This window comes from Vibrio sp. Vb2131, assembly GCF_033338535.1.
GTDB classification, from domain to species: domain Bacteria; phylum Pseudomonadota; class Gammaproteobacteria; order Enterobacterales; family Vibrionaceae; genus Vibrio; species Vibrio alginolyticus.
In genome coordinates, this window is the sequence record NZ_JAWOSW010000005.1 from 1 (window position 1) to 11,857 (window position 11,857).

Sequence of the window (11,857 nt, forward strand, 5' to 3'; positions counted from 1 at the left end):
CTTTAAAATACAAAACGCCCGATGAAGTACATCGAGCGTTTTAGTTAAAAAGTGTCAACCCATATCAGGACGGGTCAGGTAAACATCACTGCTCGCTCTGTCTATTCTTGTCTCATAAACCACTGAACACATTGAAAGGCCATATAAAACGGCTCAGTACCAAACGTTGCACAAGGTTCTGGTGGCTGAATCTCAATTACACCATCGCACTTGGAAATTATTCTAAGCGTTGGGCATACTTCTGACTTCATTTTAGTTGTAGATATGAACCATGACGTCATTAAACCAGATAGAACCGCAATTTTTGGAATTTATGCAGCAAGAGATGCAAGTAGATGCAGCTCATGATCTTAAACACGTAAAACGCGTGGTCAAAACAGCGAAACAGCTCTGCAAAGAAGAAAATGCAGACATCGCGATTGTATTACCGGCTGCCTATTTGCATGATTGCTTTACTTACCCGAAAGATCACCCAAATCGCAAAGAGAGCTCAATCATCGCAGCCAAAAAAGCGGTCGCATTTTTAGAGAGTATCGATTATCCGCAGCAATATCATGATGCCATTGCTCATGCGATAGAGGCACACAGCTTTAGCGCAAACATCAGGCCAAATACGTTAGAAGCCAAAATCGTCCAAGATGCCGACCGTCTGGACGCTTTAGGCGCAATTGGCGTGACGCGATGCATTCAAGTCAGCACTCAATTTAACGCGCAACTTTACAACGACAGCGATATATTTGCCGAAGAACGTGAACTTAACGATAAACAATTCACTCTGGATCACTTTCAGACCAAGTTATTCAAAATCGCCGAAACTATGAACACAGAGTCAGCAAGACGCGAAGCGCAAAAACGCAAAACCTTTATGCAAACGTACCTAGAGCAGTTACACGACGAGGTAACAGCGTAAATGTCAGAAAGCTATACGTTAATTAAAGAGCTTAAACGCCAACTAAAGTTAGCTGGGCTGCATTATGCGGATGTTGCACAACACCTTGATTTAAGTGAAGGAAGCGTCAAACGTTTACTCGCTGAAGGTCAACACATTAGTCTTGAACGCTTAGAACGCATTTGCCAATTGATTGGTTTAGAAATGGCGGACCTGTTTAAGCTTGCGGCTGCGCACAATAAAGGTCTAGAGTCGCTAACGTTAGAGCAAGAAAAGCAGTTGGTTGATGATAAAGCCCTGCTACTCGTGGCAATCTGTGTTGTAAATGGCTATCAGTTTGAGCAAATCGTTCAGCAATACACCTTCAATGAGTTGGAACTGGTGCAAAAGCTTGCTCATTTGGATCGTCTGAACATCATCGACTTGCAGCCAAATAACAAAATTCGTTTGCGTATATCTCCGACATTTAAGTGGCAGATGGGCGGCCCTATTCAACGGTTCTTCCAACAGCAAGTTCAAGACGCCTTTTTCCAAAGCTACTTTTCTGGTGAAGATGAAAAGTTCTCCATGGCAACAGGACTGATGAGTGTACCAAGCAACAAGAAGCTACAACAGAAACTGCAAAAGGTCATCGATGAGTTTTATCAGGCTTGCCAAAATGATAGCTCTCTCGATATGGACGAAAAGCACGGCACCTCTCTGATTATTGCGATGCGTCGTTGGACGTTCCCTTTGTTTGAACCATGGGAAAGAAAACCTGCTCAGAAGTCTCGGAATTAGTAACTCAATAAACGAATGAAAATGAAAGTAACGAATTTCGTTACTTTTGGTGGCATACAACGTCACTTGAAAGAGAAAGCTGGTTTAATCGTTCATTGAGCATAAAGTGCTCCCATCTCATTCGACTTTGTTTAATCGGAGCCAGCATGTTTTTCTCAAAACGCTTTTTTCCTTACTTTGTGACGCAATGCCTTGGCGCACTCAATGACAACATCTACAAAAACGTTCTGTTATTGATGGTGACATACAGCCAAATTGATAACCTACCAATATCCGTCAATCTATTCGTTAATTTGGCGGCAGGCTTATTCATCCTACCTTTCTTTCTATTCTCAGCGCATGCTGGTGCCGTCGCTGACAGCATGGACAAAGCCAAATTAATCCGACGTCTAAAGCTCATCGAACTAGCTATCATGTCTTGCGCAGCAACCGCTATTGCCACCCAAAGTGCCATGCTGATGCTGGTTCTGCTGTTTATGACAGGCACTCAATCGGCCTATTTTGGTCCCGTGAAATACGCCTTGCTACCACAAGCGCTCAAACCAAATGAGCTTGTTAAAGGAAATGCTTGGGTTGAAATGGGCACGTTTCTTTCGATTCTTATAGGTACGCTTAGCGCAGGCCTGCTGCTAGCCATTCCTAATGGTACCTTGATTGCTTCTTGTACCGTGATTGCCTTGTCTTTGCTTGGGTTCATGAGCAGCGTGAATATTCCAACGATGCCTAGCCAATCGAATGACAAAGCGAAATTTGAACCGATTTCTGGTTTAAAGAACACGTTAAAAGTGGCAAAAAAACAGAGAGGCATCTGGATGTCTATTCTTGCCATCAGTTGGTTCTGGTTCATGGGTGCGACTTACCTAACTCAATTCCCTAACTTCGCACGCGAACATTTGTTCGCAGATAGCACTGTCGTTTCTTTGCTGTTGGCATTGTTTTCCATTGGTATCGCTACAGGCTCTTGGTTGTGTGAAAAACTTTCTTTCAACCACGTTGAGCTTGGTATTTTGCCATTCGGTATCCTTGGACTGACAGTGTTTGGCGTCGACTTGCTATGGGCAGTCCCGAGTTATCCATCGCTTCCGGTGCACTTTTATGATGTGCAAAGCTTCGTTGCTGAATCCAAACATCTGCGCGTCATGATTGACCTGTTCCTTGTTGGTGTAAGCGGCGGTGTCTTTATTGTTCCTCTTTATGCGTTCATCCAATCGCGTTCAAACAAAGGGGAGTGTGCACGTGCCATTGCTGCTAACAACATCATGAATGCGTTGTTTATGGTGGTGTCTGCTTTGGTTTCGATCGTTGTACTCAGCGTACTAGAGCTTTCTATTGTGGAACTGTTTGCCATGATGGCAATAGGTAACTTCTTCGTGGCAGTCTATGTCTATCGTCAAGTACCGGAATTCACACAACGCTTTATCAGTTATTTACTCAGCCATTGTATGTATCGTGTGTCCGTAAAGGGGCGCCAACATATTCCTGAACAAGGTGCTGCGTTAATCGTGGCTAACCATGTTAGCTATGTCGATGCATTGATTTTGATGGGAACCTCTACTCGCCCGGTTCGTTTTGTGATGGACAAGTCCATCAGCGAGCTACCTGTTCTTAAATATGTATTCCGTCATGCAGGTGTTATCCCGATCTGTTCTCCACGTAAGTGTGCCGACACTTACCGACGAGCATTTGAGCAGATTGAACAAGCACTTAACGACGGTGAGGTTGTCTGTATCTTCCCTGAGGGTCGTTTAACGTCTAACGGTCAATTGGGTGAGTTTCGCCCTGGTGTAGAGAAAATCCTTGAACGTAACCCTGTTCCTGTCATCCCTATGGCGTTAAAAGGGCTTTGGGGTTCTTTTTTCAGCCACAAAGGCGGACATGCTCTCACAAAACGACCGACTCGTTTTTGGTCAAAAGTGGATGTTGTTATCGGTGAAGTGTTAAGTCCTGCGTCTTTAAATCGTCATCAATTGCAACAACAAGTACAGGATTTACTGGGCTGAGTCGCTTGCTACAGCAATCAAACTTTGCAGCAAAACGTAAATATGCACCACAAAGCACAAGTAGTTTCTTGTCAATTAGAGTAGGATATCTACGACGTCATAAATCTAGGAGGTATTATGAAAATCATCATCTTACATGGTCTTTATATGCATGGGCTGGTCATGCAGCCTCTTAGCCAAAAGCTGAGAAAACTCGGATACGAAACGCAAGTACTCAGCTATAACACTGTTGCTATCGATGAGTCTTCACTGTTTGATTCTATTGATCACTCGCTTAATCCACTGACCACAAACGTGCTCGTGGGACACAGCTTGGGAGGCTTGATGATTAAGCGCTATCTCGCCAACAGAAAACCGAGCACTAACTTAATCTCTCATGTTGTCGCTATCGGTTCGCCTCTTAAAGGCGCGTCCATTGTAGGTCGAATTCAAGATCTCGGATTGGGTGCAATTTTAGGCAATTCGCCACACCACGGATTAAACAAACATGATGACGCCTGGGATTTCCCTCAAAAACTCGGCAGTATCGCAGGAACGATGCCGATTGGCGCTCGCCCATTGTTGATCCGTAATGACAACACCATGTCGGACGGTACCGTTACCGTAGAAGAGACAAGACTGGACGGTATGCAAGATCATATCGAAGTGAAGCAAACGCATACGAGCCTGATTTACAACACCTTCGTGCCGCAGCAGATTGATCACTTTATTCGCACAGATTATTTCCGTCGATAGCACACTTTTCCATCATACAGATGGAATCGACTTTCCAAGCTATTCAGTTCGCAGTACTATCCTAGCTCCACTTCTTCACAACTTGGATGAAGTGGTACATTTTTAATTGTTCTCAGGGCGGGGCGAAATTCCCCACCGGCGGTATACTTTTTCAAGTGAGCCCGCGAGCGCTCGATTCGTCGAGGTCAGCAGATCTGGTGAGATGCCAGAGCCGACGGTTATAGTCCGGATGAAAGAGAATAAGAATACACCAGCATAGCGAGTCAGATCGCTAAGAATGCTGGTGCACTTCTTTTTGATCGTATTTTACGGCGATCTCTCATACCGCCCTGATTCTGGTGAAATTTAGGAGTTAACCATGAATCAGTCATCACTACTTGCCGAATTCGGCGGCCCAATTACTCGCGTTGAAAACGCACTTATCGCTTTAAAAGAAGGCCGTGGCGTACTGCTTCTTGATGATGAAGATCGCGAAAACGAAGGCGATATCATTTATTCAGTCGAGCACCTCACTAACGAGCAAATGGCATTGATGATCCGCGAATGTAGCGGCATCGTTTGTTTGTGCTTAACAGATGCTCAAGCAGACAAACTGGAACTGCCTCCAATGGTGGTAAACAACAACAGCGCAAACCAAACCGCATTTACGGTTTCTATTGAAGCGAAAGTTGGTGTAACAACGGGTGTTTCAGCAGCAGACCGCGTAACGACCATTAAAACGGCGGCAAACCCGCACGCAAAACCGGAAGATCTTGCTCGCCCGGGTCACGTATTCCCTCTGCGCGCACGTCCAGGTGGTGTAATGACTCGCCGTGGTCACACAGAAGGTACGATTGATCTGATGCAAATGGCAGGGCTTCAACCCGCTGGCGTACTGTGTGAAGTGACCAATCCAGATGGCACGATGGCAAAGGCACCGGAGATCGTAGCATTCGGTCGCCTGCACAACATGCCGGTACTGACGATTGAAGATATGGTAATGTACCTGAACCAGTTCGAGTTGAAACTGGCATAGTCAGATCTCAGCTCTTGAAAAAGCCGCGCATTTGTGCGGCTTTTTTGATCGATCCTCTTTGCACTTAAGTAGTTATACTTATTGAAAACAAGGGGAACAACACCATGAAAGGATTACTGAACTTCGCCGCTCTCGTTAGCTTTCTCTCCATGAATTCGCTTGCTCTTGCATCTGAGTGCCCTGATATTCTTCAAGGTAAGCAAAGGTTGTTAAACTCAACGGAAGAAGTCGATCTATGCGAAAGCTTTAAGGGAAAGACACTACTAATCGTCAATACAGCAAGCCAGTGCGGCTTCACTCCTCAGTTCGAACAGTTAGAAACCCTCTATCAAACTTACAAAGACCAAAACTTCACCGTTATCGGTTTCCCGAGCAATGACTTTCGACAAGATAGAGGAAGCGAAACGAACACTGCGAAAGTCTGTTATCTCGATTACGGGGTAACCTTTCCAATGATGGCTCGCTCTTCAGTATTAGGTGTAGATGCGAACCCAGTCTTCAACCAGATTACTAACCAAGCAGGCATAAAACCAAAATGGAACTTCTACAAGTTTCTAATTAGCTCTGAAGGTAAAGTTATTGCTACTTTTCCAAGCTCCACATCACCGACAAGTACTACGCTTACCAATATGATAGAGCAACAATTATAAGGTGACGACCATGACAACACGCTCAACCATGCTACAACTCGGTTACTTAGGCCTGGTTCCATTTGTGTTTAGTTTAGGGCTGATTTTCACTGACATCTCACTCTTCAATTTAAGTGGTCAGCAATTTTTCATCGCATATAGCGCCGTTATATTAAGTTTTTTATCCGGCATCCTTTGGGGTAATGGCATTGAGCATTACTACCATCGCCTTAGCCGAAATATATTAATTCTCAGCAACCTTTTTGTCTTACTGGCTTGGGGCGCATTACTGCAGGGCCACAAACATTACGCAGTCGCAACCCTACTCTTAGCAATTGGGTACCTTGCTGTTTGGTATGCAGAAAAGCTCGTGAGGAAAGTCGAACAAGACGCCGAGCCCAAGGGATATCAAGGAATGAGGAGCAAACTGACCTTCGGCGTAATCGTAATGCACGGATTGGCTTTAGTTTCATAACCTGGTCTGTCCAGTACTAAGATCACAAAAAAACGTCTTTTTATAAAACAATGTTCATTTCGTGAATGCACACATATTTTGAACACTGTTTTGTTTCATTTATGAATCAATCCACATATAAGTAATTCAAAGCATTCACAAAGGATATGAATATGTTTTTTCGCAAACTTTTGTTTAGCACTGCGATGATCAATGCAACGACAGGTTGCGTGTCTTACCAGGTACAGCAAGCCGCCGCTCAAACAGTAAATAATACAGGTGCTGTGCTTACCAATGTGATTAAAACTACGATTGCTCAGCCATGTAATGTTGCAATCACTGCTGCTAGCTTGTTTTATCCGCATGCCATATTTATGACTAGTGTTCCGACTCAAGCATGTACAAGCGTTCTTAGATAATACGAGTGTGATAAGCATAAAAAATGGCGACTCTACTGTCGCCATTTTTAAGTATCGATGCTATTTATAGTTACAGCGTCAATAAGTAATTAACTAATTGATTGTACTCGTCGTAAGTACGAATTTCGTTGGCCAAAACAATGTATTTATTGTTCACAACCACACCCGGAACCCCTCTTAACGTGCTGGCAGAGAATTGCTTATCAAAACCTTTCTGCATTGAGTTTACGGCGAAACTGTTGTACGCCGCATCAAACTTCTTACCTTCTACGCCATTATCAACGAAGAGTTGTTTCAGCTCAGCTTCGTCTTTTGGCGCTTGTCGCTTTTGATGAATTTGGGCAAACATGGCAGGAATCATTGTATCTTCAACACCGAGCGACACCATCGTCGCGTAGGACTTGGCCATCGGAATCGCCATATCTCCGCCCATGAACCCCACATGCACCTTTTCAAACTTTGCCTCTTTTGGCAGAGCAGGTTTTAAACGCTCAATAAGCGACTCAAACTTGTAGCAATGTGGGCAATAAAAAGAAAAGAATTCCGTCACAACAGGTTTCGATGCTTTCTTAACATCCAGAACTTTGTAGTGCTTCCCTTCTTCAAATTGCGCTGCATGAGCGGTAAAAGTCAGTAAAAGTGCACTACATAAGGCAAGTAGTTTTTTCATTGTTTATTTCCTTGTGGCATTCAAATGCCAAATCATTTCATTTGGTAAAAAAGGGTAAACCCCAAGTAATTTGAGATGAGGAATTAAACAATCGGAGGACGATAAAGCTTGGTGATCACTGTCACTACTTTTTCGACTAGAGGCCTATCAATCAAGGCAAGGCTATAAGGAAGAAGCAGTAAGTCGTTTTGAGATAAGTTGGCGGGAATTTTGACCATGCAGGAAGAGCTACAACTCGTGTGAGATTGTTGTGCCTTATTGATGGCTGACTCATCGTGATGTGATTCTACGCAGTCGTCATTGACGCCAAGTTGTTTGTGCAGAGCAGCCTGTTGAACAATAAGATCGCGTACTTCAATTGTTTTCATCGGAGCGGAAGCCTGCGCCACAGGAGCGACACTACTCAAAAGCATAGCAACTAAGCAAACTATCGCAGTCAACAATGTACGGTTAAACTTCAACATAGCTACATCAAGGAAAATGGTGATTTAAGATAATACATGATAACGGTTTGACTTCAAGATACGGACTCTCGGCTCGCTAACAAACTCTGTTCTTTGACCATTTTAGGCTAGTGAATTTTCTCTCTAACGATCCCTCAGTACACGAAACCAGCACAACGAACTATTCACCGTTCGGATACTCCCCTCATCAGATACCAGCAACAATTCGATAAAACTTGAAATCATTATGAAACACGAGTAATAGTTAGAACAGTTTTTGTACGAACAAGGAAAGATCAATGCTTAAAAAGAGATTCTTTAAGACAAAAGATGAAGTCGAAGTCACGTTCGAGCTAGATAAAGATCAGTGGGACTCGGTCCAAATTGCTGGAGACTTCAACAACTGGCAACCAGAACCGATGAAATTAGTGAAGAAAAGTCGTCAGTTTAAATTTAAAACCCGCTTACCTAAAGCGCAGAATGTTCAGTTCCGTTACTTGCTCGATGACGCGAAGTGGGAAAATGACCCACAAGCTGATGCTTACGTTCCAAATGCATTTGGCAGCGACAACAGCGTCGTATGTACCACCGAATAAGCGGTAATTTCGCTTTAAGATTCCATACCTAGGCGCAAACGTTGCGCCTTTTTACATCTCTCGAAATGTGATTGGTGATTAGATTTAAATCATTAATTGGCAATTTTATCCAGTTAACTCATCCGATAACCTTATTCTGAGAAAGCTTTATTTGAAATAATTCGTAAATTTGTTTAAGTTCCATTGATATTAAATATTGTATACATCACTTAAATGAACGCACAACAAATCAAACCATCTCTAATCATTGTGGAAGACGATCCCAAATTACAAACTATGTTGGGAGAGTATTTTGTTGAACAAGGTTTTCAGGTCAAATGTATCGACAATGGGACGGACGCACCCAATGCGATTATTGACACACAACCAGACGTGGTGCTGTTAGATTTGATGCTACCCGGGCAAGATGGTCTGAGTGTATGTCGTCAAATCCGAGAATGCTACAAAGGCAAAGTGTTGATGCTGACAGCAAGTGATGATGACTTCGATCATGTCGCCGCATTAGAAATAGGCGCAGATGACTTTGTTACTAAACCCATCAAACCTCGCGTATTGCTGGCTCGTATTCGCATGCTATTAAGAAGAAAAGAGGCGGCGCCTACCGAGTCCGAAAACGGCCTACAAATTGGTGTTCTGTGTTTAAACCGATTGCGTAAATCGTGCGTAATGAACCAAGAAGAAATTGCGCTGACAGACGGCGAGTTCGATTTGTTGTGGGTTCTTGCAACGCATGCTGAAAAAACACTATCACGCGAGTGGCTGACCAAAACACTGCGTGGTATTGAATACGATGGAACAGACCGCACCATTGATAATCGCATAGTGACACTGAGAAAGAAGCTAGGCGATGCTTCTTGCTCACCACAAAAAATCATTACCGTTCGCGGCAAAGGCTACCTATTTATGCCTGATGCATGGAATGAATAATGAGACGGATTTATCTGGAAAGCTTTGTTGGCCTTATCATTCTGTTTATGGCTAGCTTGTGGGGATACGAGTTCTTAGTTTATGAGATCAACACAGATTATGACTACCTGTTACAAGAGCATGAGGGTCAAGCTTTTCACGATCTGATCTACCCTATCTATAAAGAACACGGATTAGAATATACTCAACAACAGTTGGAACAATTTGCCACATCAAGCCATCGTTTGTTGGTGCCTCATACGCTTGAAGAGCTTCCAACAGACATCAAAAAGGCGTTTGAAAGTGATACCTCCGTTAACGTCGCTTACGATGAAGAAAGGGATATCTGGTTCCGCCTAGATGCGAGCACGCCTATCTTTAAAATGAGCGATAATCCGAATAGCCCTGTGGTTAAAGCTGCCAACTTTGATGACAATATCGTTTGGTTGTTCTTTTTAGCTGGATTTGCTCTGTATTGCATATTGTTGATCTGGTTCTTAAGCCGTCGGATTCGAGAGCTAGAGAGAGTGACCGTTGAGTTTGCCTCAGGTAACTTCAAGGCTCGAGCTAGTACCTCAAGCGCTAAGTCTGTTGGGACGTTAAACAAAAGCTTTAACACGATGGCCGATAAAGTATCTCGCTTGATCACTAGCAATAAAATGCTAACTAACGCCGTTGCACATGAATTGCGTACCCCAATCTTCCGCTTACAATGGCAAGCAGATTTGTTATCGGATTCAACCTTAACTGAACAACAGAAAAAGTATGTTTACAGTATCGTCGAAGACATTGACGAGATGGAAGAAATGGTTGAAGAATTGCTTTACTACGCAAAGATGGAGCGTCCTGACACAGCATTACAAACTCAAGAAGAAGTCGTCCTATTCAACTTAGTCAAAGAATTACGACAGAGATGGCAAAAAGAGACTACGCTCGCTATCTCGCTTCAAGAAGTAAACTCAGAAAACGTTCTCGCGTTTGCTGACCCAAAATTGTTAAAGCGAGCCTTAGATAACTTGCTGCGCAATGCAATGCGGTACGCGGATAAGCAGATTTTAGTAGAGATAAAACACGATCAGCACCGCTGCTTCATCAATGTTCATGATGATGGCATAGGTATTGAAGAAAAGCATTGGCCTCATCTATTCGAACCATTTTACAGCGCGGATGAATCTCGCAACAAAAAGACGAGCGGGTTTGGGCTCGGTTTGGCGATTGTCAGACAGATAATGGAGCTTCAACGTGGAGAAGTTTCGATTTGCCATAGCCCACTTGGAGGAGCTTGCTTCACACTTAGCCTCAAAAAATCAGACAGTTAACTTAACCTTCCTACCCCATTTACAGAAGACGACACTTCAATACACTCAAGCGACAGAGCCCAACAATAAAACAGTGTACATTTAATCCATAAGATTCACACACTAAATGGATAGTACTCATGTATAAATCTTTTATCCTGATTATGGCGCTTACTTCTACGCTTACAGCTTGCGCCTACAACCAAAAACCTGTCGTCGACATGACCAATGTCGACCCTAGTACATATGAACAAGACTTTCTTTACTGCCAAGGCTATGCAGAAAATGTCGACAAATCAGAGGCAGCGAAATCTGAAGCCACTAATGGGGCAGTTACAGGCGCATTGATCGGCGCAGCTGCTGGTGCGCTAGAAGACGGATTAGGTGGAGCGGCTGTCGGTGCTGCTGCCGGCGGTGCTGTAGGAGCTGGAGCTGGTGCTTTGAGTGGAACAAATGATTCAACCAAAACTCAATCTCTCGTATTGCGTAAATGCCTCCAGCACAAAGGCTATACCGTCTACGATCTTGATTAAATAAGCACTTTTCTTAAATTATCGCGCGATGGATTCTATTCACAAATGTTTCACGCTGTAACGATTAATCTCGTTACCTCTCTGGGATATGTGTTCCATCCCAATGCTTAAATAGTAAGGTCATATTTTGAAGCCAGGTAAAACAGGTATACGCCGTGTCATGGATGCGACCGGCTATTCATTTCAAGGATTGAAAGCCGCATGGACACACGAAGCCGCTTTTAGACAAGAACTGATTCTCGCCTTGGTGCTTTCCGTCTGTGCTTTTTTCCTTCCTGTCACCACATACGAAAGAGTGCTGATGATCAGTAGCCTGTTCTTGGTATTGATCGTCGAACTCATTAATTCCGCCGTAGAAGCGGTTGTCGACCGTGTTAGCGATGACTGGCACGAGCTCAGTGGTAGAGCCAAAGATATTGGTTCAGCAGCAGTATTTGTTGCGTTAACTCTTGCCCTTTTTATTTGGGCTTCGTTCTTGCTCTAATTTTTA

General features: G+C 43.6%; 15 protein-coding genes and 1 riboswitch. Of the genes, 13 read left to right on the plus strand and 2 right to left on the minus strand.

The window, feature by feature from the left end:
* Positions 1-271 precede the first annotated feature (271 nt).
* The 8 genes from R7E38_RS07395 to R7E38_RS07430 all read left to right on the plus strand — a co-directional run bounded on the left by R7E38_RS07395 (position 272) and on the right by R7E38_RS07430 (position 6,921).
* Positions 272-910: an HD domain-containing protein gene (locus tag R7E38_RS07395; RefSeq protein WP_065275174.1), complete on the plus strand. Its 639-nt coding sequence runs from the start codon at positions 272-274 to the stop codon at positions 908-910.
* The gene (locus tag R7E38_RS07400; protein WP_213910133.1) at positions 911-1,669 is read left to right on the plus strand and encodes a helix-turn-helix domain-containing protein; all 759 of its coding nucleotides are present in this window, start codon (positions 911-913) and stop codon (positions 1,667-1,669) included. It abuts the gene before it with no gap.
* Between the two features lie 146 nt (positions 1,670-1,815).
* On the plus strand, positions 1,816-3,669 hold the full coding sequence (locus tag R7E38_RS07405; protein ID WP_226083443.1) for an MFS transporter: 1,854 nt from the start codon (positions 1,816-1,818) through the stop codon (positions 3,667-3,669).
* 117 nt (positions 3,670-3,786) lie between these two features.
* Complete coding sequence (locus tag R7E38_RS07410) at positions 3,787-4,404, plus strand: hypothetical protein (protein WP_005373653.1); 618 nt, start codon at positions 3,787-3,789, stop codon at positions 4,402-4,404.
* A 104-nt stretch (positions 4,405-4,508) separates the two neighbouring features.
* Positions 4,509-4,649, plus strand: a riboswitch (FMN riboswitch).
* A gap of 113 nt (positions 4,650-4,762) precedes the next feature.
* Positions 4,763-5,419: a 3,4-dihydroxy-2-butanone-4-phosphate synthase gene (ribB, locus tag R7E38_RS07415; RefSeq protein ID WP_226083442.1), complete on the plus strand. Its 657-nt coding sequence runs from the start codon at positions 4,763-4,765 to the stop codon at positions 5,417-5,419.
* A gap of 104 nt (positions 5,420-5,523) precedes the next feature.
* The gene (locus tag R7E38_RS07420) at positions 5,524-6,069 is read left to right on the plus strand and encodes a glutathione peroxidase (protein WP_005373657.1); all 546 of its coding nucleotides are present in this window, start codon (positions 5,524-5,526) and stop codon (positions 6,067-6,069) included.
* Between the two features lie 10 nt (positions 6,070-6,079).
* Positions 6,080-6,523 carry a DUF3429 domain-containing protein gene (locus R7E38_RS07425; protein WP_005396352.1) on the plus strand — a complete coding sequence of 148 codons (444 nt, stop codon included), beginning with the start codon at positions 6,080-6,082 and terminating at the stop codon, positions 6,521-6,523.
* 152 nt (positions 6,524-6,675) lie between these two features.
* The gene (locus R7E38_RS07430; protein ID WP_226083431.1) at positions 6,676-6,921 is read left to right on the plus strand and encodes a hypothetical protein; all 246 of its coding nucleotides are present in this window, start codon (positions 6,676-6,678) and stop codon (positions 6,919-6,921) included.
* 70 nt (positions 6,922-6,991) lie between these two features.
* Here the strand turns inward: R7E38_RS07430 and R7E38_RS07435 are convergent, their stop codons facing one another.
* Both R7E38_RS07435 and R7E38_RS07440 read right to left on the minus strand, forming a co-directional pair.
* Positions 6,992-7,591 (minus strand): thiol:disulfide interchange protein DsbA/DsbL, encoded by a 600-nt coding sequence (locus tag R7E38_RS07435; RefSeq protein WP_005373667.1) that lies wholly within the window; start codon positions 7,589-7,591, stop codon positions 6,992-6,994.
* An 83-nt stretch (positions 7,592-7,674) separates the two neighbouring features.
* Positions 7,675-8,055 carry a hypothetical protein gene (locus R7E38_RS07440; protein ID WP_005373669.1) on the minus strand — a complete coding sequence of 127 codons (381 nt, stop codon included), beginning with the start codon at positions 8,053-8,055 and terminating at the stop codon, positions 7,675-7,677.
* A gap of 278 nt (positions 8,056-8,333) precedes the next feature.
* Here R7E38_RS07440 and R7E38_RS07445 point away from each other — a divergent pair, with 278 nt between their 5' ends.
* The 5 genes from R7E38_RS07445 (at position 8,334) to R7E38_RS07465 (ending at position 11,851) form a co-directional block, all read left to right on the plus strand.
* On the plus strand, positions 8,334-8,630 hold the full coding sequence (locus R7E38_RS07445) for an isoamylase early set domain-containing protein (protein WP_005373671.1): 297 nt from the start codon (positions 8,334-8,336) through the stop codon (positions 8,628-8,630).
* A 213-nt stretch (positions 8,631-8,843) separates the two neighbouring features.
* Positions 8,844-9,557, plus strand: a complete 714-nt coding sequence (locus R7E38_RS07450) for a response regulator (RefSeq protein ID WP_005373673.1) — start codon at positions 8,844-8,846, stop codon at positions 9,555-9,557.
* The gene (locus R7E38_RS07455; RefSeq protein ID WP_005373675.1) at positions 9,557-10,855 is read left to right on the plus strand and encodes an ATP-binding protein; all 1,299 of its coding nucleotides are present in this window, start codon (positions 9,557-9,559) and stop codon (positions 10,853-10,855) included. Before R7E38_RS07450 ends, R7E38_RS07455 begins: the two co-directional genes overlap by 1 nt.
* A gap of 119 nt (positions 10,856-10,974) precedes the next feature.
* On the plus strand, positions 10,975-11,367 hold the full coding sequence (locus R7E38_RS07460) for a hypothetical protein (RefSeq protein ID WP_005385575.1): 393 nt from the start codon (positions 10,975-10,977) through the stop codon (positions 11,365-11,367).
* Positions 11,368-11,527: 160 nt separating this feature from the next.
* On the plus strand, positions 11,528-11,851 hold the full coding sequence (locus R7E38_RS07465) for a diacylglycerol kinase (RefSeq protein WP_005385571.1): 324 nt from the start codon (positions 11,528-11,530) through the stop codon (positions 11,849-11,851).
* The last annotated feature ends 6 nt before the right edge of the window (positions 11,852-11,857 follow it).

Excerpts from the sequence above, each read along its gene's own strand:
- R7E38_RS07410 (WP_005373653.1), top strand. The coding sequence starts at position 3,787 with ATGAAAATCATCATCTTACATGGTCTTTATATGCATGGGCTGGTCATG.
- R7E38_RS07455 (WP_005373675.1), top strand. The coding sequence starts at position 9,557 with ATGAGACGGATTTATCTGGAAAGCTTTGTTGGCCTTATCATTCTGTTT.
- R7E38_RS07450 (WP_005373673.1), top strand. The coding sequence starts at position 8,844 with ATGAACGCACAACAAATCAAACCATCTCTAATCATTGTGGAAGACGAT.
- R7E38_RS07435 (WP_005373667.1), bottom strand. The coding sequence starts at position 7,591 with ATGAAAAAACTACTTGCCTTATGTAGTGCACTTTTACTGACTTTTACC.
- R7E38_RS07430 (WP_226083431.1), top strand. The coding sequence starts at position 6,676 with ATGTTTTTTCGCAAACTTTTGTTTAGCACTGCGATGATCAATGCAACG.
- R7E38_RS07425 (WP_005396352.1), top strand. The coding sequence starts at position 6,080 with ATGACAACACGCTCAACCATGCTACAACTCGGTTACTTAGGCCTGGTT.
- R7E38_RS07460 (WP_005385575.1), top strand. The coding sequence starts at position 10,975 with ATGTATAAATCTTTTATCCTGATTATGGCGCTTACTTCTACGCTTACA.
- R7E38_RS07405 (WP_226083443.1), top strand. The coding sequence starts at position 1,816 with ATGTTTTTCTCAAAACGCTTTTTTCCTTACTTTGTGACGCAATGCCTT.
- R7E38_RS07465 (WP_005385571.1), top strand. The coding sequence starts at position 11,528 with ATGGATGCGACCGGCTATTCATTTCAAGGATTGAAAGCCGCATGGACA.
- R7E38_RS07440 (WP_005373669.1), bottom strand. The coding sequence starts at position 8,055 with ATGTTGAAGTTTAACCGTACATTGTTGACTGCGATAGTTTGCTTAGTT.
- R7E38_RS07400 (WP_213910133.1), top strand. The coding sequence starts at position 911 with ATGTCAGAAAGCTATACGTTAATTAAAGAGCTTAAACGCCAACTAAAG.
- ribB (WP_226083442.1), top strand. The coding sequence starts at position 4,763 with ATGAATCAGTCATCACTACTTGCCGAATTCGGCGGCCCAATTACTCGC.
- R7E38_RS07395 (WP_065275174.1), top strand. The coding sequence starts at position 272 with ATGACGTCATTAAACCAGATAGAACCGCAATTTTTGGAATTTATGCAG.
- R7E38_RS07420 (WP_005373657.1), top strand. The coding sequence starts at position 5,524 with ATGAAAGGATTACTGAACTTCGCCGCTCTCGTTAGCTTTCTCTCCATG.
- R7E38_RS07445 (WP_005373671.1), top strand. The coding sequence starts at position 8,334 with ATGCTTAAAAAGAGATTCTTTAAGACAAAAGATGAAGTCGAAGTCACG.